Source organism: Hyphomicrobium sp., assembly GCF_036833075.1.
In the GTDB taxonomy this organism is placed as follows: domain Bacteria; phylum Pseudomonadota; class Alphaproteobacteria; order Rhizobiales; family Hyphomicrobiaceae; genus Hyphomicrobium_C.
The window spans coordinates 179,411-201,628 of record NZ_DAITQL010000001.1 but is presented as its reverse complement, the minus strand read 5'-3'; the positions used below and the strand labels follow the sequence as shown (position 1 = coordinate 201,628).

Sequence of the window (22,218 nt, the reverse complement as noted above, 5' to 3'; positions counted from 1 at the left end):
TGGCGCTTCATCAATCATGGGCTCGCCACAGGATGAGCGGGCAATCCGGCCCCATGCGGTGGTGGCTGTGCCATCCCAGATAATCGCACGATACATAGACCGGCGCGTCGAATGTGCCATAGCTTCGATACGACACCCGCAGATGGGGCGAGCTTTCGGAAAAGAGTCCGTAGAGCAGCACGCTTGCAACGCCGAGCCGCGTTGCCGGAGTGAGTGCCCGCATCAGGTAAACCTTCGCGACATTCCACACGATGCTTGGCGGCTTAGGAAGCAGACTTTCCCGCGCGGCGCCGAGGACGATTGGCCACGGCTGAAGAAGCAGCTTCAGCTGCGCTCGGAAGCGCTTCGCTCCGTGCAGGGGATTGTCGTCGACATAACGGCGCTCCGGCCATGTCTCGTGCCAGCCGACTGTTCGGCAAAGAAAAGGCGGGTGGCCCCCAATCAAGACAATCTGCTGGCCTTCCGGCAGCATCTGGAGTTCGCTTTGCGTCTTAAGCGGCCTGGCCACGGCGTTCGCGTTTTCCGACACGCCTCCCGTGTTGCCCATGCCGAAGCTGAAATCTTGCTTTGTTTCACTGCCAAGCACTGGCACAAGCCGCGCCGCTGTCTCAGCCGAAATCGCGCCGAAGAATATCTTCACGCGGCATTGCGCGAGAATGACACTCTGGCCCGCTTTGCCATAAACGCGGCTCAGATCCTCAAGCTCCTGCACAATAACGATGACGCGAACGCCGTAGGCGCGCAGGAGCGTCAGCAAGTTCGGCAGGTTGTCGATCTGGAAATTGGTCGCCTCATCGAAAAGCGCCACGACAGGAACCGCGTTGCCGCATCGCTGAAGCTCGACCATCGCCGCCCAGTTAATGAGCGCTATCCACTCTGCGTAAGCCTTCATGCGGGTCATGTCGCAGCAGACATAAATCGTCATCTTTTGGCGCTTGAGGTCCGCAAAGCGGAACGAACAATGCTCGCTTATCCGGGCAAGCCGTCCCGATGCCGCGTAAGGCGCCAATGCTTGCACTGCGCCGTTGACGAAGGACTGAAATTCTCTGGGCGTGTCTTGATGTGTAGCCAGTAGGCTCTCCGCCATGGCCGCGATGTCACCGCACAAGGCCTGCTGATTGCGCAGGTCTTCCAGAAACGCCAGCAGCAGCGGCACGTCAGTAACGAGCCGCTGCGACTTGACGAGATTGCATTCCGCGGGTGAGCGCACGCCGAGGCCCAGAATGCAGGTTTCGATGATGAGCCGGGCACCCTGCCGAAAATACTGGTTTTGATCCTTCTGCGGTGGATCGCGCAGTATCTGAAGCGCAATTGCGCGGGCATCCGCGACCGCGTCCTGCGGCGAGAGAGCCAAGTCGTCGAGGACGAGCTGGCAGACATTGTAAGCAGCGGGGCTCGTGCCATCGAGGACAACAATCTGGTGCTTGAGGCGCTTCTGCCTGTACCGCGCCGTTTGAGCGACCAGCTCTTTCTTCGTATCCGTGACGATCATCGAGTGCCGGACGCGCATCAGCGTCGGGATCGCGAAATTGACGGACTTACCAGCGCCGGTGGCGGCCACAATCAGTGTATGAGTTTCGTTCTCAAAACTCGCGTAGCGACCCTCATGAGCGCCGATCGGAAACCATCCGCGGTTATGAAGTCCGGCCTTGCGCGCATCGCTCACGTCACCCCAGCGCGCCGAGCCGCGAACGATTGTAGGGGTGGCCATCTTGATCCGGCGCAGCAACTCCGGAAGGGCACTTAACAACCCAAGTACAAGCGATCCGGCCAAAAGTACGCTTGCGGCAAGCAGCAACGGCCGCGCTAGAGCTTGCCAGTCGGCCGGCAAATTATCGAGCCAGGCTGTTCCGTAGGCCAGATACAAGAGCCCGCCCAAGAGCAGTGCGGGCTTCAGGATCGGCTTAGAGGGGCCGCGTTCTTCCGCCATCACAGCACCTTTGACCAAGGGCAGAGACTGCGAGCAGCCTCGATGTCAGTTGCTGTCCAGTTGAACTGCGCCAATCCGGCGGCATCGATCGGCAAGGCGACGACGGCGCCGTTAGCCTCGCGCCGGGCGAGGGGCACGCGCGGATCGAGTCCGCCGCGATCCTCAATCGCCCAGCAATAGGCGACCAGCAGACCTGTGCGCGCGGCGCTGTCCGCATAAAGCGCGCCCACAACAAGCGTCTTGCCGTTGTGGGCATCGCCGCTTTCAAACACCATGTCGTTGCCCGCTGCAGCCCGCTCTGCAGCCTCTTTGGCCTTCGTTTGCGCTGCGATGTCGGCGTTGAGCCGTGCTTCGATCTCCTTGCCGCGCTGGATCGCATTGTCGATCTCGACCTGAATGCACCTGGTATCCTGCTGGGTCGGAAGACCCAGCGCACAGCGTGCATCGGTCCAGAACGGATCGTGCGGGGGAATGAACTTGTGCGCGATGGCATAAGCAATGAGTGAGCCCGCCGCCATCGTGACCACAGTGAGGACGCCGAGAAGCAGAGCGCGGCCGATATACTTGCTGATGAATTTCATGGTTCTGACCTCTCCGATCTGTGGGGATGGGCTGGCCAATCGGCCCGCCGATTTGTTGAGCGTCAGCCGTGATCTTTTGCCTTCCGGTCTCTCACCGGTTGCGATCCGGATTTGAGGAGCGCGTCCGGGATCGTTGGATCGAGATCGAGGAAACCATTGAAGGTTGACTTCTGCTGGCGGCGGCGCTTGCCGGCGGCCGCCAGCTCAAGGAAGACCATCATGATCAGCGGGAAGAGATCGATCCCGACCGCCAGCGCCAGATTCGGAATCGAGCGCAGGATGTAGCGCAGCGATACATCCGTCAGGGTGACGCGCTCGGCGCGGCGCGATGCGGCCGCCTTGTCAGCCGGCATTTCGGCGAGCACCGTCTCAAGGGCCGAGATCGCCCCGGACACCTGCCCGCGTAACGCATCCAGAAGCGCGCGCTGCTTGGCGCCGAACGTGCCGCCGTCATCCGGCATATCGGGCACACTCGACTTGAGGGAAGCCAGTGCCGCTGCGGCCGTCTCGCGAAGGCGCGCGTTGCGGACGCTGCGCAGCAAAGTCTCAACATCCGACTGACCCTTGCGGAACGCCGCTTCGCGGTCGAGTACGGGCACCGCGCGATCATTGACGGCGCTCGACAGTGCTTGCAACGCCGTGCCAAGTCCCAGAGCCTGCTGCTCCATTTTGGATGAGGTTGCGTCTAGGCTTTCTGCCGACGTGCGCGTCGCCGTGCACACGGCAAGCAGGGCTTGGCTGTACTTGCCTACGCCCTTGCTGCCCGTGCCGAGGCCCTGCGTGACTTCCGCATCGTAAGAGGCGCACGTGCTGGCGGCGACCGACTGCAACGCCGGAATGACGGCGCGGGCCTGGGAGGCCTGCGCGGTGACCGCGTCGACCGTCTCCGTCATGTTGTCGACCGCCTCGCTCATATACAGGATGAGTGAGGCGTGCCCCGACAGGCCCACGAAGTTGTACCAGGTGGAGACGGCCAGCGCCCATCCCGTGAAGATGATCGCGAAGACATAGGCCGCAAGCCGCAGGTACCAGCGGCGCATGCGCGGCGTCAGGCTCAGGATAATGTGCCAGCCGACGAACAGCGTGACGGTTACGGCCGCAGCTACCAGCACGGCGTGCGTCACGGCTTCAAAGCTCAGACCCATGTCGCGCTCGCGCTCCGCGAGCACGCCCTCGAAGCACATATAGCCGCTGATGAAGGTGAGCAGAACGAGCGTCACCTTCAAAGCAGCCTGAGCGCCAGCCGATTCCCACAGGCGCTCGCGCTCCAGCGCCTTGTGTTCGGGATCATCATCAGAATGCATCCCGATCTTCCACTTGAGCGTGGGAGCCTTGGGCTGTCCGCGATTACTGAAAATAGACATGGATGCTCGCCTCCTCTCGGCTCGTTATTGGTCGGCAGCGGCGGCAGCCATCACCTGCCGCACCATCCGGTTGATTTCTGGAAGTTCGGAATCGCCGCCCTCCGCCAGTACCCGGCGGAGCGCATAGGCGTGCATCGCATCGACACCGATGCGCAGGGCGATGCGCTCGATGTCGGCCTTGCTCAGCGCGTTTGGGATGATGGTCGAGAAAGGCCTCTCGCCGATCCGCTCCACGGCCATCCCGCGCCGAGACTGCGCCTGAAGAAGCTGCGCGCCCTTTCCGACGCACAACGTCGTCAATGCACCGACACATTCCGCGTCATTGCACAGCTTTTCCGGCATCCAGCTCCGCAAGCTGCTAGCCGGGGTTCCTTTTTGTGTTGCAGTCTTCGTCATCGTGCCATCTCATCGCCGCGAGCCCACAAGCGGACTTGCCGGACATGGACGACAATGAAGGGAGTAAACCCCGGACATTCACGGGGAAGACTGTTCCCCCCGGCCGCCAGCCAGTGGGCAAGGGCCCAGGCCGCGTAGCGACTCGACCCGTCCTGCACGACCGGTCAAGCCTCGTATATCCAGATGCGATGAAGGAAACGGCGCGTCAGATACTGCTGCTCTATAAACAGCATACGGGCTTCGGCATGGAGAAGCTGCGCGTAGCCATCGCGGGCCGAGACTGCAAAACCCTAACGAAAGACGATCTCAAGCACTGGCTCGGCTACAGGAGCATTCTGGGAGATCGCAAGTTCCAGTATGTCGATCAGTTTATAAGGTCGCTCGATCAGTCCACGCTGCCGGACGAAATCCGCCATGTGCTCATTCAGCAGCAAGAAGGGTATTTGCGCGACGCCATGATCCGCGCGCTGCGGCCGGCTGTCTACACCGACGAACAGAAGCAGGCTCTACACAATCTCCTCAGCGACACTGTCTACGGCGCGCTTTTTTGCGAAATCCCCGGTCAACGCCAGGTGAGGCACATCGAGGAGATGATTATCTTCCCGTGGTTGTTCTTTCTTCAAATTGGACGCGTGAGCGATGGCTTCGGGTCCATCGACGTATTTGCAGGCCGGCCATCCAAAGCCGAACTCACACGGAACTACAATAGGGGCGATCTGTTCGAATGCCTCGATGAAGGTCGTGATGGGTTCTTCCATATTCTATCAGGCTACTTGATGGTCACATCGACGGGCAACCATGTCTTTGGCTGGCCTGACGCGGCCGTCACGCTCGTCAGGCGGACGATCCCCCAGTTCGAGGACCAAGCGTTCCGATGCCTCGACTTGCCTGATATTGTTACCTTCAGCTGCCGTTTTCTGAATTTTCCAGAGCGCGGACACTTCGGGCTTTCAACAAACTTTCCCATGCCGTTCAACTCCAACGCCAGCATGCTTCCGCACTTCAGGCCGTGGCTTGGGCGGTTTCATCATCCCTATGAAGTAGCGGGCATCGACAAAGGGCTGGCTGCAGAGCCGCTGAAGCTGGCGCCCCACTGCGCCCATAAATGGGGCCGCATCTCCGACCGCGCTCAATACGACCGCGCCGTGGCCGTGCAAGCGCGCGATGATTTTTGTTCATTGTATCCACCCGGCGACCCAACCGCAGACCAAGAATAGCGCAGCAATCGCATACATCAGCATGTATGTTATTATAAATTGCGATTCCGATTTGATTATATAAGCTGCGGTGTTGCGGCTATATGATTCAATTCTCTTTTCATAATTCTTGAGGACGGCAAACGCATTATGGCAAATTACCCTCGTTGACGAGGAGCCAGATGTGTTTTTGCTATGCAAAAACTCCGCCTTCGGGGTCGCAATGCAGGATGAAAAGCTGCGCTTTTCTGTTCCTGCCTGCTCCCATCCTCCGGCTCATCTGGTGAGGAGACGTTGCCCGTCTCCCTCAACCCTCTCGGCCCAAGGGTGATCGCACCCCTGGACCCGCGATGAGGGGCGTGTGCCTGCCCCCTCAACCCAGCACCGCGGTCTCGGCCCCGGCGCCGAGTCAGGAGCGTCCCTGCCCCTGACGACCCAGGGCAGAGACAGTGCTCGCCGTCTCTGCACTCTGCGAGGAGCGGACCGCCGCTCCAGCGCGGCCAGGGCGTGCCCTGGACCCGTTCTGCTTTTGCGAGAATTTGTGTTGTGGGCAGTGAAAGGAAGGAGAGAAATGCGTGGCCCCGCTCGAAAAACAGGCCGACCCGTCAAGCAGCCGAACGAACGCCGCTGCTCGCAGATGAATATCCGCCTCACCCTTGCGGAGGCGGACTACATTCGCGTGCATGCTGCATCCGCCGGGCTGACCGAAGCGGAGTTTATCCGCCGCGCGGCCATCGGGCTCGCGGTCAAGCCCGCACGCGCCCGCGCCGACGCCGCTCTTATCAGCGAGCTCAATGCCATCGGCAATAATGTCAACCAGCTCGCCCGCGCCGTGCATCGTGGCCGCGGCCTTCCGCCATTCTGGGAAGCCATTGCCGGCCGCCTATCAACCCTGCTCGATGAAGTGGCGTCGCGCTATGGTTCCTAAGCTTATCCGCGGCAGTTCGTTTAAAGGCGCAGCCGGCTATCTGCTTCAGGATATCGGAGCGGACACGCGCACGCGCGTTGCCTGGACGGAGGTCCGCAACATGGCCTCCTCAAATCCGCAAACGGCCTGGCGCATCATGGCTGCCACGGCAATGGACGCTGAGCGCCTCAAGGAGAACGCGGGCATCAAGGCCACAGGCCGCAGGAGTACGCAAAGTGTGCTGCATCTCGTCTTGTCCTGGCATCCCGAAGAAGCAGAGCGCCTCGACCGCGAGCAGATGCTGGTCGCCGCAGAAGGCGCGCTCAAAGCCATCGGTGCGTCCGACCGGCAGGCCCTCATCATTGCCCACAACGATTCGGCGCATCCGCATATCCACCTGCTTATCAACCGCATCTCGCCGCGGGATGGACGCATGCTGTCCAGCTCAAAGGAGAAGCTCAAGCTCTCCAAGTGGGCGCAGCGTTACGAAGAGGAGCGCGGGAAAATCTATTGCGAGGATCGCGTCCTCAATAACGAGGCCCGCGAGCGCGGCGAGTTCACGCGCGCCGCGAAAGGAATTCCGTGGCAGATCATGAAAGCCGAGCGCCTTGCGCGCGAAGCGGCCAACGATAATCCGGACAAAACGCAGCAGGTGCGCGAGCGGGTCCGCGCCCGGATGGCGGTCGTCGGCCGGTCGATGAGATCGACAATCAGTCGTCACCGCCGCGAGTGGCAGACGCTGGAAGATGGTTATCGCGGGCAGCGCCGCGCGATCGCGCAGTCTTTTGCCAAAGCACGCGTCCGGGCGCGCGAGGCTATCGTGCAGGAATTCAGGCCGCTCTGGCGCGACAACCGCCGCCGCGAGCAGGAAGACCTGGCGCGTCTGACACAGGATGAGCGTTCGCTGCTGGGCCGTGCCCGGTCGGTTCTTCGAACGATCGGCCAGTGGCGGAGCGTGCTGGAAGGTGATCGCATCCACGGCGCCAGCCTCATCTGGAACAGCATGTTCTCGGCCGAGGCACGGAAGCAGATCTTGCTGGAGGAGCACGCGCGGCGCCGGACGGCGATACAGAACAGGCAGCACCAAGCCATTCGGCGCGAAGTCCTACCGATTCAAGCCGAGCATCGCCTGCGTCTGCATTCTGCAGCAAAGTCGTTCATCGCCGAACGCTCCTCGATCGTTCTGGCGCACAGCGCCGACCGCGCCAAGCTGCGGGCGCAATGGTCCGCCCTTCGGCAAGAACGCGCCCAGGCCTACGCGCAACTGCAGGCTTCGCACGAGCATCGAGAGACCTTCAAACAGGCGGCAAGCGGCGAGAGTTATTTCGATAAGCTCAGGGCCATGGCAAAAGCCCGGCGCGAGAAAGCCCCCGAGCAGAGAAATGAGCGTCGTCGAGGGCGGGAGCAGGATCGCGACTAGACGGCGGGGCTAGATGCCCCGCCGCGGTTGCGCCTGTTCTGCGCGCACAGCCTCGATTGAGGCGTGGCAGCAGCGCACGCTGTTTTCATCAAGGGCGTCGTTCGCCAGATCGTTGAACAGCACTCTCAGAAAGGAGTGCAGCTCGCTGTCGGTGCAGGATGCCGCTTTGTTGCGGGAGATGATGAGCATTGGTGTTTCCTCCATTTTCAAAGGAGGCCCCGACCATCGGAGCCTTTCGGGCTCCCGCCGCCACCATGCCCCGAGGGAAGGCTTCCGGTGGGCGGAGGCACTCGAAATTGGAGGGTTGACCAAGCACTTCAGCGCCTGTCATGGCTTCGGCACCAAACCCTGCGATGTGCATATTTTCGCTATTAAACGGATAATTTTAGTTTTATATTGCATATTTATTCGGATACTGGCATTATGGTCCGATGGATCATGCTACTGCTCAGGGTTCTATGGACCACTTCGATATCATTCTCGCTCTCTCCCGCGCGGCCCTTGAGTCGCGCAACCCGCGTGCCGTGCACCAGATTCAGCGGCTTCGGGACGCCATAAGCGCGACTGACAAGGAGCAGGCCTCAAAGCTGACCCGCCTGCTCAGCGCGACCGAACGCAAGCAGGATCTCATCCCACTCGCCTTCGAGGAAACCCGAGCCGCGGCCACGGCCCTGCGCGGCTTCTTGCCGGGCGAGATTCTGACGGCCAACACGCCCCTGCCCCGCGACAAGGAAACATCAGCGCCACTCGTCCGCGTTCTATTCCCGGATGCCTCTGTCGGTGAGGCGCCTGTTCTGGCTCCAGCGCTCGCCGAGGCGGTGTCCGATCTTCTCCTCGAATGGGGCCGTCTCGATCAGCTCAGAAAGTTCGGTGCCGCACCGAATACGCGCTGCCTTCTTTACGGGCCGCCGGGCGTCGGCAAAACGCAGCTTGCCCGGCATATCGCGCGCCAACTCGATCTGCCTTGCGTTGAAGTGCGTCTGGACGGTCTGGTCTCCTCCTTCCTCGGCACGACCGCGCGCAATATCGGCGCGCTTTTCGAGTTCGCAAATCGCTACCGCTGCCTGCTGTTTCTTGACGAGTTTGACGCCGTGGCCAAGGCGCGTGATGACGCTCACGAACTCGGCGAGATCAAGCGCGTCGTGAATACGCTGCTGCAGTGCCTCGACGACCGGGACGGGCGGGGCTTTACAATTGCAGCCACAAACCACGAGCACCTGCTCGACAGTGCGATCTGGCGGCGTTTCGATGCCCGCATTGAATTGCTCAAGCCCGAGGCCGAGGCGCGTGCCGCGATCATCGCCCGCAATATGAAACCGCTGCAGCCCAATGCTGAAACGGAGCGATTTCTAGTCTGGCTGACAGAGGGCTTGAGCGGCGCCGATATCGCGTCCCTGACGCGTTCAACCAAGCGCTACGTGGCCCTCCATTCGACTCACGCGGAGGTCAGCCTCCCACCGGATACGCTGATCGCCGCCCTGAGGCGGTTTGTCGTCCTCAACACGAAATTGTTCTCTCCGGAGCGGCGCCAGGCCGTGGCCGGCACGCGCGCCGATCTTTTGAAGGCCCTTGAGGACGCAGCCCTCAATCAGATTGAGCGTGCCGAGTTCCTCGGCGTCTCGCAGAGTACGGTCTCGCGGCAGGCGAAGAAGGCGCCCGGTCGGAAAAAGCAGGAGCGGGTCAATGGACAGTAACAACCCACTCAGGCCCGTTCAGGTGATCCTGGATCGCGACCGCTTTTTGGTCGCGCCAGAACGCCCGCCCGGCGGCAGCAACAAAGACTTCTTCGCGGGCGATGACGCCGGCTTCGTCCGCCACAAGCAGCTGATGCGCGAAGAGCTGGACGGGTTCGCACAGACGATTGAGGCGCAGGGCGACCCTATCGGTTTCGTTCACGTGCAGCTTCGCGAGGCTGCTCTCGCGAAAAGTCACCGCCCGCTTGATCGCGTGTTCAGCCGCGCGCGCAAATTCTCGCTTGTCGGCGGCGAGGCCAATGGCGAGCTCCTAGTCCAGGCGACCCCGCGCGCGCTCAAGGAGCTGTCGGATGCCGTAGAATCACAGGCCGAAGGCACGCCGCCGCTGCGGTACAACAAGAAATCCGGCAAGGAAGAGCCAAAGGCTTCCGAATTTCGCAGCGAACTTGGTGCCGTCGAAGATCTCCGGCTCCACACGCGGGAAGACCGGCTCCAGTTTGAACCGGAAGAGGCTCTGCGCCTGTTCCGGCAGCCAAACGTCATCGGCTCATACATCATCGATCTGTTTCGCCTTGATCCGGCTGTCATCAGTCAGGGCGCCGCGCAGCGGGCCATCGCCAACCTGCTGGCCGCGCTTGCAGCGGTTCCGGGCGGGTTGCTCGTCCGCCCTGCCTTGCCGGAGACGCTGCGCGAGCGCCTCCCGCATCCCACGCTGGCGCTCTCCGTCAGGCCACTTAAAAACACCAGCCGCAGGCTCATTATCCTTCCCAGGGAACTGGCTGCCGTTGCGCAGAATGTTCTTTCGCTCCCGCCGCCTGAGAGCACGATTGCGGCTGGCGACGCCGATATCGATCTCGATATCGGCCGGCATCGCGACATCCTCGCCGCCTTCGCCGAGCAGTCGCTGGTGCGGTCTATCGAACTTCCGCTCGTTATCGACGAAGCGACAGCGCCGCCCATTCCGCGCGATGCACACGGCACGCTTCCGCTGCCCGCTGCCGATTTCGATCATCCGATCGTGGGTATTATCGACGGGGGCGTAGCATCCATCCCATCACTGGAGCCCTGGATCGCGGGCCGCCTCGGCGCCATCGCACCGGACGAGCGCGACGCGCGTCACGGCACGTTCATCGCCGGTCTTGCAGCGGGCGCTTACCACTTCAATCCGCATCTTGCTGACTATGTCGAGCCGTTCGGGGTCAAGGTCTACGATCTCGACATCTTCCCGCGGCGCGACCTTCGCGGTTCGTATTATGTCGATCACGCGGATTTCCTCGACCAGCTCGACTTGAACATCCAGCGTGCCAAGGCCGAGCACGGCATCCGGGTTTTCAATTTTTCCTTCGCCTGCGGCAACGCGCAGCCGGGCAGCTATTCTGTGTATGCCGAGGGCTTCGATGCCATCGCCCGGCGCCATGACATCATCTTCGTAATCTCCGCCGGAAATCTTTTGGGCGCTGACACGCGCCCATCCTGGCCGGCCGATCCCGACGCGGCAGTGAGCATGCTCGCCGCTCAATCTCAGTTGCAGGCGATTACGCCCCCGGCTGAAGCCTTCCACGCTCTCACCGTTGGCGCAGTCAACCCGCCCGGCTTCGACGATCATCCTGCTTTGCTCCCGACAAGCTATACTCGCCGCGGTCCGGGAACCGGCTACGCGCGCAAGCCTGACCTCGCGCATATTGGCGGCGTGACGCCAGATGCCTCGACGCAGAACCGCACGGGCCTCACCTCGCTGCACATGGATGGTCTTCTCTGCGATAACATGGGAACGAGCTTCGCCGCGCCTTTGGTCGCGGCTAGCCTCGCTACGCTGGATCAGCGCCTCTTGCGGCATGCCAGCCGCGAACTGCTCCAGGCCCTGATGATTCACCGGGCGCAGCGCGCGCCTGCACTGAGCGGCAAGAAGCTTGGTCATATCGCCCCGGATTTCGTCGGCTACGGCATTCCCGCCCGCGCTGATACGATGCTGGTCGATGATCCAAGCGCTATCACGATTGTCTTCGATCAGGTGCTCCCGGTTGGCCGCATTCTCTCCTTTGATTTCTCCTGGCCGCAAAGCCTCGTCACGCCGGACGGCGCTTGCCGCGGCGCTGCCGACCTTACTCTGGTCTACACATCCCCTGTCGACCGCAACTTCAATGATGAGGCTCTGCGCGTTGAACTGGATGCCTACCTCCGCCAGCAGGAAATCGACCCTGAAACCGGCGAGATCAGCTGGTCGGGACAATTGGAGGCGGACGGGACGTCTGTTCCGAAGGGCACCAAGCAGCGCGAGAAGGAGATGCTCCGCAATGGCGTGAAGTGGTCGCCGGTCAAAAGACTGCACGCAAGAATGCCGAAGGGGCGCGGAGCCAGCTCCGACTGGAAGCTGATTATCGAGCCGCTGGCCCGCAAGGAGCAAAGCTTTCCAGAGGATGGCGTCCATTTTGCCGCCGTGCTCACCATCCGCGACATCGACGGCTCCGCGCCGGTCCACGATGAGATGAGACATCATCTCGTCAATCGCGGTGTCACCCTTGCGGACATTCAGGTTGCAGCGCGGGTCCGTCAGGCGGCGGCCTGAGGTCGGGGTGTAGTTTCAAGTTTGCGGCTGTGCCCCCGACGGAGAACGGGCCGCTCATAGCGCACCAAGTTCAGCCATGGAAACGCACCGGATTTGCGTCCCATATGCGTCCCAGCACATTTTGTCAGGATGAGGGGTTCGGCCTAAGTCTTTGAAAAAATTGGTCGGAGCGAGAGGATTTGAACCTCCGACCCCCAGTCCCCCAGACTGGTGCGCTAACCAGGCTGCGCTACGCTCCGACTTCGGCCCCCCTTATGTCCGGCATTGGGGCTCCGGTCAACGCCTCGTTCCTTGCTTGAGGCCGGAAGCGCGCGGGCTATCGCGAAGCCAGCTGGCCCCCTGCGGGAGGCGGTCATCCGCCTGCCCAGCGATCACGGGAACGGGCGGGCGCCGCGGTCCCTGGATGGCTCTCCGTTGCGCGCTCGAGAAGGGATGGCCGGCGACATGCGCCGCGGTCGTCAGGCTCCAACGGCGCGTGCGCGGCGCGGGACGCGGACGGGCTCGGGCTTGGCCAGAGTCTCGAGCAGGATCGCGCGGCACTGCTCCAGCTCCTTGATCGCAGCCTCGACGGCGGCGAGCTGCTCGACGGCGCCGGCGCGGCCCCGCGTATTGCGGCGTGCCGCGACGGGGAGCGGGCGGCGTCCCGCTCCGATCGAGGGAACGTTCGCCGGCAAGGCGCGTGCATCCGGCGCGTGGCCCCGGGCGGCCGGCGCGCGCGTTTCGCGCGTCGTGCGGCCGTGCTGCTTCACATGATCGATGCCCTGCTCGCGCAGAATCTTCTGCACGCCCTTGATGGTGTAGCCTTCCGCATGGAGCAGATGGCGGATACCGCGCAGGAGCTCCATATCCTCCGGCCGGTAGTAGCGACGGCCGCCGCCCCGTTTCATGGGCCGAACCTGCGGAAAGCGCGCTTCCCAGAATCTCAGAACATGCTTCTGCACATCGAGCTCATCAGCGACCTCGCTGATGGTTCGAAAAGCCTCCGCTGCCTTGCTCATCGTTACCCCTCGATGCCTTGGCCATGGTGATCCGGTTTCCGACGGCCACGTGCTTCGCTGATGCTCGGCGCAACCCGCAAAGATACATTGCAGGTGAGAGTGCCCCCCTCTCCGGTCGCATCCTGAAATTGCGAGAAAGATGCGCGAACGCCGACGCTACAGCTTGCTTCAACAAGCATACCGTCATCGCCGGGCGCCGTCTCGATCAATCGGATCAAATGGCCACAGCTTTTTTTGCATGCGCATGCGAATGCACATCGTTCGCGGCTGACGCCATGCACGCATTCGTGATGCTGCGATATCGTATGGGAAAATCAATGCGTCGCCTGAGCGACGGATGCTCTACTCGGCGGCCTTGGTGCGCCGGGAGCGGCCGGAGTTGATCCGGTCTTTCATGATGTTGCTCGGACGGAAGACCAGCACGCGACGCGGCGTGATCGGCACCTCTTTGCCGGTCTTGGGATTGCGCCCGATGCGCTCGCCCTTCTGACGGATGCCGAAGGAGCCGAACGAGGAGAGCTTCACCTGCTCTCCGCGCGCAAGACTGTCCGAGATCTCGTTGAGGACAAGTTCGACGAGCTCTTGAGACTCGTTGCGCGGCAAGCCGACCTTCCGCACCACGGCTTCGGCTAGATCGGCACGTGTCAGTGTTTTCCCGCTCATAGCGCTCCGCCTCCGCGTCCCCGTAGCTCGGTATTGTTCCCGATGCTATCGAGCGGCGAGCGGGCGGTCAATGACCGATCGCAACAAGCAACTGAAATCGCACGTATAATTAGCAGTCGCTTCGGCGGCGTGATTTCTGACCTTCAGCAATCTGATTTTGTGCATCGCACCATCGTAAGCTCGCGTCTGCGAGATCACCAGCGCGCGAGCGCGGCGCCCCAGGTGAACCCGCCTCCCATGGCCTCCATGAGGATCAGGCCTCCCTCGCGCACGCGGTGCTCCTCGAAGGCTTGGTTAAGGGCCAGCGGGATCGACGCGGCCGAGGTATTTCCGTGCTTTTCGAGCGTTTTGACGATCTTTTGCGGATCGATGCCGAGCTTTTTGGCGATGCCATCGAGAATGCGGACGTTGGCCTGATGGGGGATGAACAGGTCGATCTCGTCGGCCGCGAAGCCATTGGCCACCAGCGTCTCCTCGATCACGCCCGAGATCTTCTGCACCGCATGGCGGAAGACCTCGCGCCCGTTCATGCGCAGGTGCCCCACGGTCTTCGTCGAGCCCGGCCCGCCGTCCACGTACAGCAGATCCTCGAAGCGGCCGTCGGAGCGGATCAGCGTCGAGAGGATGCCGCGGTCCTCGCGTGTGCCGTGCTGGGGCTGGGCCTCGAGCACGACCGCGCCGGCGCCGTCGCCGAACAGGACGCACGTCGCGCGATCGGTCCAGTCGAGGATGCGCGAGAACGTCTCCGCGCCGATGACGAGGGCGCGCTTGGACTGGCCGGTCTTGATGAAATTGTCGGCGACCGACAGCGCGTAGACGAAGCCGGAGCAGACCGCGTGAATGTCGAACGCGGCGCCTTTCATGATGCCGAGGCCCGACTGGATCCTCACCGCGGTGGACGGGAAGGTCCGATCCGGCGTCGCGGTCGCGCAAATGACCAGATCGATGTCCATGGGATCGATGCCGGCGCGCACCAGCGCCTGATGGGCCGCGGCGATGCCGAGGGTCGACGTCAGCTCGTCGTCGGAGGCGATGTGGCGTTGGCGGATACCGCTTCTCTCGACGATCCATTCATCGGAGGTATCGACAATCCGCGCCAGATCGGCATTGGTCATGATGCGCCTCGGGAGATGGGCGCCCACGCCGCGGATGACCGATCGAATGACTGCCAAGGTATCCTCTACTGTTCTGTTCCCCGGGGTTCAGGCCCGGCGCTCGTGCTCGTTCTTCTCATTCGGGGCCGGGACCTCGCCGAGCCGCCCGTGGAACGTCTCGAGATCGGCGGCCAGGCGGGACAAGAGCCCGCTCTCCGCCATTTCGTAGCCGAGATCGACGGCGCTCGCAAAGCCCAGGGCATCGGTGCCGCCGTGGCTCTTGACGGCAATGCCGTTGAGGCCCAGGAACGTGCCCCCGTTGACGCGGCGCGGGTCCATCTTCTCCTTGAGAACCCGGAAGCCGCCGCGAGCGAGCAGCGCGCCCAGCCGCGACAGCCAGGTCCGCATCATGGCATCCCTCAGGTATTGGCCGATCTGCCTGGCCGTGCCCTCCGCGGTCTTGAGCGCGATATTGCCGGCAAATCCCTCGACCACCACCACGTCGACCCGGCCCTGGCCGATCTCGTCGCCCTCGATGAAGCCGCGGTAGTCGAGCGGCAGGTCCGCCGCTCCCTTCAGGAGCGCGTGCGCCGCCTTCACCTCCTCGGCGCCCTTGATGTCCTCGACGCCGACGTTGAGCAAGCCCACCGAGGGGCGCTCGACGTGGAACAGCGCACGCCCCATCGCGGCGCCCATCAGCGCAAAGTCGGTGAGCTGGCGAGCGGTGGCGCCGATGTTGGCGCCGACATCCAGCACGATGCACTCGGCGGTGACGGTCGGCCAAAGAGCGGCGATGGCCGGGCGCTCGATTCCCGTCATGGGGCGCAGGATCAGCTTCGCCATCGCCATGAGCGCGCCGGTGTTGCCGGCCGAGACCGCGGCGTGCGCCTCGCCGTTGCGCACCGCTTCGAGGGCAAGCCACATGCTCGATCCCTTGCCCCTGCGGAGCGCCTGGCTCGGCTTCTCGTGCATGGCCACGACCTGGGTCGTGTGCACGATGCGGGCGCGGGCGGCGAGCGCGGGATGGGCCGCGAGCTGGGCGGCGATACGCGCCTCGTCGCCGACGAAAACGAAGCTCAGCGCAGGATGGCGCTCAAGGGAAATCGCAGCCCCGGGGACCACCACCTCGGGACCGTGATCGCCCCCCATGGCGTCGAGCGCCAGTGTCCGCGGCTGAGCCATCTCGCGATCAACCTGTCAAAATATTCTAAGGGCCCCCGGTCGCCCCCCGGACGCAAGGACAGCGGGAAAATACCTGTTTGCACCTGCGAGACAACACATTTTCCGCGGGCGGACCGGCGCGCGGAGACGGTGACGGGGAAAACGCCATCCGCCAACGCCTGCCAAGCTGCGCCGATGACGATTGCGGCTACGGCCGCGGCTTGAGCCTCTCCAGCGCGGCAAACGGATTTGTGCCATCCGGATCGGCCTTGATCTTCGGGTCGACCCAATCGAACTCCGCATCGGCCTTGCGCGGATAGGGCGGGAGCGCCGCCGACAGGACGCCGAACAGCATCGTGCCCACGTCGATGCGGCCGTCCTCGATCGGCTCGATGTCGGGAACGCTCGACACCTCCCGGTCGCCGGAGACCGGCGCCTCGCTTGCCACCTCCTCGGCAGGAGCCAGCTCGATTGCGAACGCCTCGGAGAGGCGCGCGGGAACGGGGTCCAAGGTCACGACGCAGGCCTGCGTCACATCCGCATCGAGCGTTCCGGCGAACCTCAACCGGCCGCCGCCGAGCGGCTTGATCTCGTAAGCCACCTCGACGCTTTCCACGGACGGGATGTCGAGCGCGCGGGCCAGCTCGGTCCGCTCCTCCCCGGTTGCCGCGCGCGTCGCTTTCAAACCGCGCTCGGGAATATCGGTGACGAGATGGGTCCAGTCGCGCAGAGCGGTCATGCGGCACCTCCGGGAAGCAAGCCTTCAGGGGGCTCGGCCAGCGCGACGTGCAGGCTTTCGGCCGGGACGGCGCGGAGCGCGGCGAGGGACGCCAGCGTCATGCGGGCCAGGGCCTCGGCGCCCTCCGGATGCCGGTCGAGGCCGGGAACGGTTGCGCCGATCTCGTGCGCGAGCGCGTGAACCGGCTCGGACGCCGCAGCCGCACCGCGGTAGGCGAGGCACCGCTCGCCGAGCGCCTGGGCGGCGCGCTTCACCTTCTTCGGCACCGAGAGGTCGCCGACGCCCATCTCCCGCAGACTGTCGTCGATGTCGGTGACGAACGTCTCTGCGAGCAGGCGCGCCAGGCGGCGCTCACCGGCCTCTCCGCCCTGAAGCCGCTCCAGCAGCGGGAACATCAGCAGGATAATCATGCTCGTGCGCCCTTCCGGCGTATCGAGGACACCATGGCGCTCGAAAAACACCGGCCGGCGGGCCTGGGCCACGATCGCGCCATAAAAGTCAATTGCTGTGCGCCGATCTTGAGCTCTGCGTCTCATCCAGGAGAGCACGGGGGGTTCAACCTTTTCCTACAGGGGACTAAGACGGCCCCGGCGTTGCCTTGCGGCCTCCTTTTAGCTAAGGGCGGAACTTGAGCACAGGGGTTTCATGAGTCTCCCAGGGGGTCATTCGACAATGCGCCGTCATGACGCGCCGGGCCGGAGCGCGAAGCGCGGGAGGGCCAGCGACCTGGCGCTCGCGGCGCTGATGCCGGTGCTGCTCGCGGCCGCCGTGCTGCTCTCGGCCTGCAGCGAGCAAATCACCAAGCATGGCCACCTGTTCCGCGAATCCGACATCGCCCAGGTGCAGCCTGGCATGAGCCAGGAGCAGGTGAGGCTCATCCTCGGCACACCGACCACGACCACCACCTACGGCAACGGCTCGGTCTACTACTACATCTCGAGCACGGAGAAGCGCGTCGCCTTCATGTCGGGGAGCGAGGTGGACCGGCAGGTGCTCGCCATCTATTTTTCGCCGGCGGGGGTCGTCGAGCGCGTCGCCAACTACGGCATGAAGGACGGCAAGGTGTTCGATTTCGTGTCGCGCACGACGCCTGCACCCGGCGGCAGCGAGGACGGCCTCCTCAAGCAGCTCTTCCGCAACCTCGGCACCAAACAAATCTTCGGCGAATAAGGGCTTGAGGCGCGGGATCTCGAGATCGAGATGCCGCTTCCCCTCTCGCCCGGTCTTACCGAGACGGCAACCGTTCATCGCGACGCGCGCGCGTCTTTCGCGGCGAGCGCAATAGAAAAGCCCCGGGGCGCGGCGCGCCTCGGGGCTTTCCGTTTCCGATCCTACAGTCCCTTATTTCTTCAGGATCTCGGACGTGGGCCGCGGCGTCGTGGCGGTCTCCGCCGGCAGCACCGGATACTCGATGCGCGGCACGTCGCCCGTCAGCCCATGCAGGAACTCGACGATGGCGTCGATCTCCGTCGCCGTCAGCTCGGTGCCGAGCTGCGAGGTGCTCATGATGGCCACGGCCTGCCGCAGATCCCACACCTTGCCGGAGTGGAAGTAGGGCGCGGTCACGGCGACGTTGCGCAGCGGCGCGGCGCGGAAGACATACTGATCGTCGGCCGTGGCGGTGACGGTGAAGCGGCCCTTGTCGCCTTCGGGCAGGATCTCCGCGCCGGGCTTCTCCTGCACGCCGAACGGATAGTAGCCCATGCCGCCGACGTTGATGCCGCTGTGGCAGCCGGCACAGCCCTTGTCCATGAACAGGCCGAGGCCGGTCTTCTGCACGTCGGTCAGCGCCAGGTCGTCGCCGTTCAGGAACTTGTCGAAGGGCGAGGGCGTGAGCAGCGTCGCCTCGAACGCCTCGATGGCCTTGGCCATGTTGTCGAAGGTCACCGGCTCCTTCTCGTCCGGGAACGCGGCTTTGAACCACGTGACGTACTGCGGCATGCTTTCGAGCGTCGTCACGACCTGCTGAGGCGTGTTGGCCATCTCGACGCCGGCCTGGATCGGCCCTTTGGCCTGGGCTTTGAGATCCTCGGCGCGGCCGTCCCAGAACTGGGCCTCGTTGAAGACCGAGTTCAAGGCGGTGGGCGCGTTGCGCGGCCCCTTCTGCCAGCCGTGGCCGATGGACGTCTCGAGGTTGTCGTCGCCGCCGGTCGCGAGATTGTGGCACGAGTTGCAGCTAAAGACGCCGCTCGCGGACAGGCGCGGATCGAAGAACAGCGCCTTACCGAGCTCGATTTTTTCCGGCGTGATCCGGTTGTCCTTCACAGCCGGAACCGTCGAGGGCAACGGCTTGAACACGGCGTTCGCCCGCTCCCTCAGATCATCGGCCAGCACAGGCGACATCGCCGACAAGACCGCGCCCGCCAAGGCCGCGGCAGCTATTCCCAGTCTCTGCATGGGTCCCACCTCTTCCGTTGTGCGCCGAAGCTCCTTTAGAAGCGCTCAAATCTGCGGGACGTGATTGATAGGGATCAAGAAAACCTAAAAATGAAGGCCCCGGCATGTCTGCCGGGGCCTTCCGTTGCGGGGGCTTTTTCTGCGACCGGCCGATCAGCCGTGGGCGAGCACGGCCAAGAGCAGGAGCGCCACGATGTTGGTGATCTTGATCGCCGGGTTCACGGCCGGGCCGGCGGTGTCCTTATAGGGATCGCCGACCGTGTCGCCGGTAACGGACGCCTTGTGGGCCTCCGTGCCCTTGACGTGCTTCACGCCGTCCTTGTCGACGAAGCCGTCCTCGAACGCCTTCTTGGCGTTATCCCAGGCGCCGCCGCCCGAGGTCATCGAGATGGCGACGAAGAGGCCGGTGACGATCACGCCGAGCAGCATCGCGCCGACAGCCGAGAAGGCCGCGCCACGCCCGCCGATCGCCTGCACGACGAAGAACAGCACGATGGGCGACAGCACCGGCAGCAGCGACGGGATCACCATCTCCTTGATCGCGGCGCGCGTCAGAAGGTCGACGGCGCGCGCGTAGTCCGGACGCTCGGTGCCCTTCATGATGCCGGGCTTGGCCTTGAACTGGCGGCGCACCTCCTCGACGATCGAGCTCGCCGCGCGGCCGACGGCCGTCATGGCGATGCCGCTGAACAGGTAGGGGATGAGGCCACCGAGCAGCAGGCCGACCACGACGTACGGGTTGTCGAGGCCGAAGTTCGTCTCGATGCCCTTGAAGTACTGGTAGGACGTGGAGCCGGCCTCGTTCGCCTTCTGGATGAAGTACTGAAGGTCGTAGTTGTAGGCGGCGAACAGCACCAGCGCGCCGAGACCGGCGGAGCCGATGGCGTAGCCCTTGGTGACGGCCTTGGTCGTGTTGCCGACGGCGTCCAGCGCGTCGGTGGAGCGACGCACCTCCTTCGGCAGGCCCGACATCTCGGCGATGCCGCCGGCGTTGTCGGTCACCGGACCGAAGGCGTCGAGCGCGACGACGACGCCGGCCAAGCCGAGCATGGTCGTGGTGGCGATCGCCGTGCCGAAGAGGCCGGCGAGGTTGTAGGTCACCAGGATGCCGGCGACGATGACGATCGTCGGCAGCGCGGTCGCCTCGAGCGAGACGGCGAGACCCTGAATGACGTTGGTGCCGTGGCCGGTCACCGATGCCTGGCTGATGGAGCGCACGGGGCGATAGCCGATGCCCGTATAGTACTCCGTAATCCAGACGATGAGACCCGTCACCACGAGGCCGACGAGGCCGCAGAAGAACAGGCTCTGGCCGGTGATCGGGAGGCCCGCGGCGATCCCGACCTCGCCCCAGGTGCCGAGCACGTAGTGCGTCGCGACCCAGAGGCCGCCGACGGAGAGAACGGCCGAGGCGATGAAGCCCTTGTAGAGCGCGCCCATGATCGAGTTGTTGGCACCGAGCTTGACGAAGAAGGTGCCCACGATCGAGGTCACGATGCAGGCCGCGCAGATCGCGAGTGGATAGACCATCAGCGCCGCGAGATTGGCCTGATCGTGGAAGAAGATGCCGGCGAGCACCATGGTCGCCACGACCGTCACGGCATAGGTCTCGAAGAGGTCGGCGGCCATGCCGGCGCAGTCGCCGACGTTGTCGCCCACGTTGTCGGCGATGGTCGCGGGGTTGCGCGGATCGTCCTCGGGGATGCCCGCTTCGACCTTGCCGACGAGATCGCCGCCGACGTCCGCACCCTTCGTAAAGATGCCGCCGCCGAGACGGGCGAAGATCGAGATCAGCGAAGCGCCGAAGCCCAGTGCGACGAGCGCGTCGATCACCGTGCGGTCAGCGGTGCCGTAGCCCATGATCTCGGTCAGGATGTAGAAGTAGATGGCAACGCCGAGAAGGGCGAGGCCCGCCACCAGCATGCCCGTCACCGCACCGGCCTTGAAGGCGATGTCGAGACCCTTGCCGAGCGAGACGGTCGCCGCCTGCGCGGTGCGCACGTTGGCGCGGACCGAGACGTTCATGCCGATGTAGCCGGCGAGGCCCGAGAGCACGGCGCCGATGAGGAAGCCCGCGGCAACGGGGGCGCCGAGCAGCACCCAGGCGAGCACGAAAATGACGGCGCCGACGATGCCGATCGTCTGGTACTGGCGGTTGAGGTAGGCGCTCGCGCCCTCGCGGATGGCGCCGGCGATCTCCTGCATCTTCGCGTTGCCGGCGTCGGACTTCATCACCGACTGAATAGTGAAGACGGCATAGAGGATCGACAACGCCCCGCAGGCGATGACCCCCCAAAGAATCTCTGTCATTGAAGCTTTCCCCTAATATGGCGTGCGCGTTGGCAGCGACCTCGCACGGTTGCGCACAAACGGCAACCGAATCCCGCAGCACCCCCGGTCGTGACGACGCACGGCGCGGACCATGCCAAAAGACCGCAGGCGGTGCAATACGAGGCGCAGGGGTAAAAAAGGCGAACGCGGCGCGGGTGCCGCATTCGCCTCCGGTCAAAATTCCTATTGCAATACCAATAGGATAACGCGTGAGCTTGGGACGCGCGCGCAGAGCGGTTGGCGCCCCTCACCGCCCCTGGACAGCGACGTTCGTCGGCCGTGGAGGGCGGCTATTTGCAGGGCCGCGCCTCGATCTGGCAGGAGACGTTGCCGGCGGAGCCGGTGCACGAAACGGCCTTGCTGGCCGCGCGCGAGAAGCGCGCCCAATCGCTGCCGTACTCGAAATCCGTAAAGCTCGACCACGACCCGATGGCATCCTTTTGCGCAGCCGCCTTGGTGGCGCCCGAGCCGTTTCCGTAATGATAGTGGTCCGTGAAGCAGGTGCGGCCGCCTTCCTTGCGCAGGTCGTGCATATAGGCGAAGCCCGTGTCATCCGCCATCGCGGGCACCGAAATCGCGCACACGGCAGCAACCGCCGCCAGCGCCGTGACAATTTCCTTTGCCGACATTTTCGCCTCATCTCCACGTTCGATCGTGCGGCGCGCATTTTGCCCGATTCACACGTGCGGCTCGATAGACGTGCGTCAGCATCCCAGCGAATCGAGCTCCGCCGAGGCAAACACGTCACAGGGAACCTAACCGGAGCGGATAGATCGGAAAT

Annotated in this window: 20 protein-coding genes and 1 tRNA gene; 6 read left to right on the top strand and 15 right to left on the bottom strand. The window is 63.8% G+C overall.

Features of this window, described 5'->3' with window-relative positions:
- Positions 1-10 precede the first annotated feature (10 nt).
- The 4 genes from V7082_RS00955 to V7082_RS00940 all read right to left on the bottom strand — a co-directional run bounded on the left by V7082_RS00955 (position 11) and on the right by V7082_RS00940 (position 4,271).
- Positions 11-1,930 carry a type IV secretory system conjugative DNA transfer family protein gene (locus tag V7082_RS00955; RefSeq protein ID WP_334145538.1) on the bottom strand — a complete coding sequence of 640 codons (1,920 nt, stop codon included), beginning with the start codon at positions 1,928-1,930 and terminating at the stop codon, positions 11-13.
- Positions 1,930-2,511 (bottom strand): hypothetical protein, encoded by a 582-nt coding sequence (locus tag V7082_RS00950; protein ID WP_334145536.1) that lies wholly within the window; start codon positions 2,509-2,511, stop codon positions 1,930-1,932. The genes V7082_RS00955 and V7082_RS00950 overlap by 1 nt, the downstream gene beginning before the upstream one ends.
- A 62-nt stretch (positions 2,512-2,573) precedes the next feature.
- Positions 2,574-3,875 (bottom strand): hypothetical protein, encoded by a 1,302-nt coding sequence (locus tag V7082_RS00945; protein WP_334145535.1) that lies wholly within the window; start codon positions 3,873-3,875, stop codon positions 2,574-2,576.
- Positions 3,876-3,899: 24 nt separating this feature from the next.
- Complete coding sequence (locus V7082_RS00940) at positions 3,900-4,271, bottom strand: hypothetical protein (protein WP_334145533.1); 372 nt, start codon at positions 4,269-4,271, stop codon at positions 3,900-3,902.
- A gap of 188 nt (positions 4,272-4,459) precedes the next feature.
- Between V7082_RS00940 and V7082_RS00935 the strand changes: the two genes are divergently transcribed.
- From V7082_RS00935 to V7082_RS00925, 3 genes are all read left to right on the top strand, one after another.
- Positions 4,460-5,488 (top strand): hypothetical protein, encoded by a 1,029-nt coding sequence (locus V7082_RS00935; protein ID WP_334145531.1) that lies wholly within the window; start codon positions 4,460-4,462, stop codon positions 5,486-5,488.
- Between the two features lie 532 nt (positions 5,489-6,020).
- A complete protein-coding gene (locus V7082_RS00930) occupies positions 6,021-6,395 on the top strand; it encodes a plasmid mobilization protein (RefSeq protein WP_334145568.1) in 375 nt (124 codons plus the stop codon).
- A complete protein-coding gene (locus tag V7082_RS00925; RefSeq protein ID WP_334145529.1) occupies positions 6,277-7,794 on the top strand; it encodes a relaxase/mobilization nuclease domain-containing protein in 1,518 nt (505 codons plus the stop codon). The genes V7082_RS00930 and V7082_RS00925 overlap by 119 nt, the downstream gene beginning before the upstream one ends.
- Positions 7,795-7,803: 9 nt before the next feature.
- Here the strand turns inward: V7082_RS00925 and V7082_RS00920 are convergent, their stop codons facing one another.
- Positions 7,804-7,983, bottom strand: coding sequence for a hypothetical protein (locus V7082_RS00920; RefSeq protein WP_334145528.1), 180 nt, complete (start codon positions 7,981-7,983; stop codon positions 7,804-7,806).
- 269 nt (positions 7,984-8,252) lie between these two features.
- Between V7082_RS00920 and V7082_RS00915 the strand changes: the two genes are divergently transcribed.
- Together V7082_RS00915 and V7082_RS00910 are read left to right on the top strand one after the other, a co-directional pair.
- Positions 8,253-9,488 (top strand): ATP-binding protein, encoded by a 1,236-nt coding sequence (locus V7082_RS00915; RefSeq protein ID WP_334145526.1) that lies wholly within the window; start codon positions 8,253-8,255, stop codon positions 9,486-9,488.
- On the top strand, positions 9,478-12,054 hold the full coding sequence (locus V7082_RS00910; protein ID WP_334145524.1) for a S8 family peptidase: 2,577 nt from the start codon (positions 9,478-9,480) through the stop codon (positions 12,052-12,054). Before V7082_RS00915 ends, V7082_RS00910 begins: the two co-directional genes overlap by 11 nt.
- A gap of 161 nt (positions 12,055-12,215) precedes the next feature.
- Here V7082_RS00910 and V7082_RS00905 read toward each other — a convergent pair.
- The 7 genes from V7082_RS00905 to V7082_RS00875 form a co-directional block, all read right to left on the bottom strand.
- Positions 12,216-12,293, bottom strand: a tRNA-Pro gene (locus V7082_RS00905).
- 219 nt (positions 12,294-12,512) lie between these two features.
- Entirely contained in the window at positions 12,513-13,052 is a 540-nt protein-coding gene (locus tag V7082_RS00900; protein ID WP_334145522.1) for a MerR family transcriptional regulator, read from the bottom strand.
- Between the two features lie 342 nt (positions 13,053-13,394).
- Positions 13,395-13,715 (bottom strand): integration host factor subunit alpha, encoded by a 321-nt coding sequence (locus tag V7082_RS00895; protein ID WP_291173025.1) that lies wholly within the window; start codon positions 13,713-13,715, stop codon positions 13,395-13,397.
- Between the two features lie 194 nt (positions 13,716-13,909).
- Entirely contained in the window at positions 13,910-14,887 is a 978-nt protein-coding gene (locus V7082_RS00890; RefSeq protein ID WP_334145519.1) for a beta-ketoacyl-ACP synthase III, read from the bottom strand.
- Between the two features lie 30 nt (positions 14,888-14,917).
- Entirely contained in the window at positions 14,918-15,991 is a 1,074-nt protein-coding gene (gene plsX, locus V7082_RS00885; protein WP_334145517.1) for a phosphate acyltransferase PlsX, read from the bottom strand.
- Positions 15,992-16,178: 187 nt separating this feature from the next.
- On the bottom strand, positions 16,179-16,709 hold the full coding sequence (locus tag V7082_RS00880) for a YceD family protein (protein ID WP_334145515.1): 531 nt from the start codon (positions 16,707-16,709) through the stop codon (positions 16,179-16,181).
- Positions 16,706-17,191: a ubiquinol-cytochrome C chaperone family protein gene (locus V7082_RS00875; RefSeq protein WP_334145514.1), complete on the bottom strand. Its 486-nt coding sequence runs from the start codon at positions 17,189-17,191 to the stop codon at positions 16,706-16,708. The genes V7082_RS00880 and V7082_RS00875 overlap by 4 nt, the downstream gene beginning before the upstream one ends.
- A 190-nt stretch (positions 17,192-17,381) precedes the next feature.
- On the opposite strand from V7082_RS00875, the gene V7082_RS00870 reads away from it, so the two are divergent.
- Positions 17,382-17,879, top strand: coding sequence for an outer membrane protein assembly factor BamE (locus tag V7082_RS00870; protein ID WP_334145513.1), 498 nt, complete (start codon positions 17,382-17,384; stop codon positions 17,877-17,879).
- A 171-nt stretch (positions 17,880-18,050) separates the two neighbouring features.
- Here V7082_RS00870 and V7082_RS00865 read toward each other — a convergent pair whose 3' ends face one another.
- The 3 genes from V7082_RS00865 to V7082_RS00855 form a co-directional block, all read right to left on the bottom strand.
- On the bottom strand, positions 18,051-19,106 hold the full coding sequence (locus tag V7082_RS00865) for a cytochrome-c peroxidase (protein WP_442909734.1): 1,056 nt from the start codon (positions 19,104-19,106) through the stop codon (positions 18,051-18,053).
- 153 nt (positions 19,107-19,259) lie between these two features.
- Positions 19,260-21,416, bottom strand: a complete 2,157-nt coding sequence (locus V7082_RS00860; protein ID WP_334145511.1) for a sodium-translocating pyrophosphatase — start codon at positions 21,414-21,416, stop codon at positions 19,260-19,262.
- Between the two features lie 311 nt (positions 21,417-21,727).
- On the bottom strand, positions 21,728-22,066 hold the full coding sequence (locus V7082_RS00855) for a hypothetical protein (RefSeq protein ID WP_334145509.1): 339 nt from the start codon (positions 22,064-22,066) through the stop codon (positions 21,728-21,730).
- Positions 22,067-22,218 lie beyond the last annotated feature (152 nt).

What these genes read in the sequence shown, in the direction of transcription:
- V7082_RS00935 (WP_334145531.1), top strand. Translation starts at nt 4,460, where the DNA reads ATGAAGGAAACGGCGCGTCAGATACTGCTGCTCTATAAACAGCATACG.
- V7082_RS00900 (WP_334145522.1), bottom strand. Translation starts at nt 13,052, where the DNA reads ATGAGCAAGGCAGCGGAGGCTTTTCGAACCATCAGCGAGGTCGCTGAT.
- V7082_RS00910 (WP_334145524.1), top strand. Translation starts at nt 9,478, where the DNA reads ATGGACAGTAACAACCCACTCAGGCCCGTTCAGGTGATCCTGGATCGC.
- V7082_RS00895 (WP_291173025.1), bottom strand. Translation starts at nt 13,715, where the DNA reads ATGAGCGGGAAAACACTGACACGTGCCGATCTAGCCGAAGCCGTGGTG.
- V7082_RS00855 (WP_334145509.1), bottom strand. Translation starts at nt 22,066, where the DNA reads ATGTCGGCAAAGGAAATTGTCACGGCGCTGGCGGCGGTTGCTGCCGTG.
- V7082_RS00870 (WP_334145513.1), top strand. Translation starts at nt 17,382, where the DNA reads ATGCGCCGTCATGACGCGCCGGGCCGGAGCGCGAAGCGCGGGAGGGCC.
- V7082_RS00915 (WP_334145526.1), top strand. Translation starts at nt 8,253, where the DNA reads ATGGACCACTTCGATATCATTCTCGCTCTCTCCCGCGCGGCCCTTGAG.
- V7082_RS00880 (WP_334145515.1), bottom strand. Translation starts at nt 16,709, where the DNA reads ATGACCGCTCTGCGCGACTGGACCCATCTCGTCACCGATATTCCCGAG.
- plsX (WP_334145517.1), bottom strand. Translation starts at nt 15,991, where the DNA reads ATGGCTCAGCCGCGGACACTGGCGCTCGACGCCATGGGGGGCGATCAC.
- V7082_RS00950 (WP_334145536.1), bottom strand. Translation starts at nt 2,511, where the DNA reads ATGAAATTCATCAGCAAGTATATCGGCCGCGCTCTGCTTCTCGGCGTC.
- V7082_RS00865 (WP_442909734.1), bottom strand. Translation starts at nt 19,106, where the DNA reads ATGCAGAGACTGGGAATAGCTGCCGCGGCCTTGGCGGGCGCGGTCTTG.
- V7082_RS00860 (WP_334145511.1), bottom strand. Translation starts at nt 21,416, where the DNA reads ATGACAGAGATTCTTTGGGGGGTCATCGCCTGCGGGGCGTTGTCGATC.
- V7082_RS00955 (WP_334145538.1), bottom strand. Translation starts at nt 1,930, where the DNA reads ATGGCGGAAGAACGCGGCCCCTCTAAGCCGATCCTGAAGCCCGCACTG.
- V7082_RS00920 (WP_334145528.1), bottom strand. Translation starts at nt 7,983, where the DNA reads ATGCTCATCATCTCCCGCAACAAAGCGGCATCCTGCACCGACAGCGAG.
- V7082_RS00945 (WP_334145535.1), bottom strand. Translation starts at nt 3,875, where the DNA reads ATGTCTATTTTCAGTAATCGCGGACAGCCCAAGGCTCCCACGCTCAAG.
- V7082_RS00940 (WP_334145533.1), bottom strand. Translation starts at nt 4,271, where the DNA reads ATGACGAAGACTGCAACACAAAAAGGAACCCCGGCTAGCAGCTTGCGG.
- V7082_RS00925 (WP_334145529.1), top strand. Translation starts at nt 6,277, where the DNA reads ATGTCAACCAGCTCGCCCGCGCCGTGCATCGTGGCCGCGGCCTTCCGC.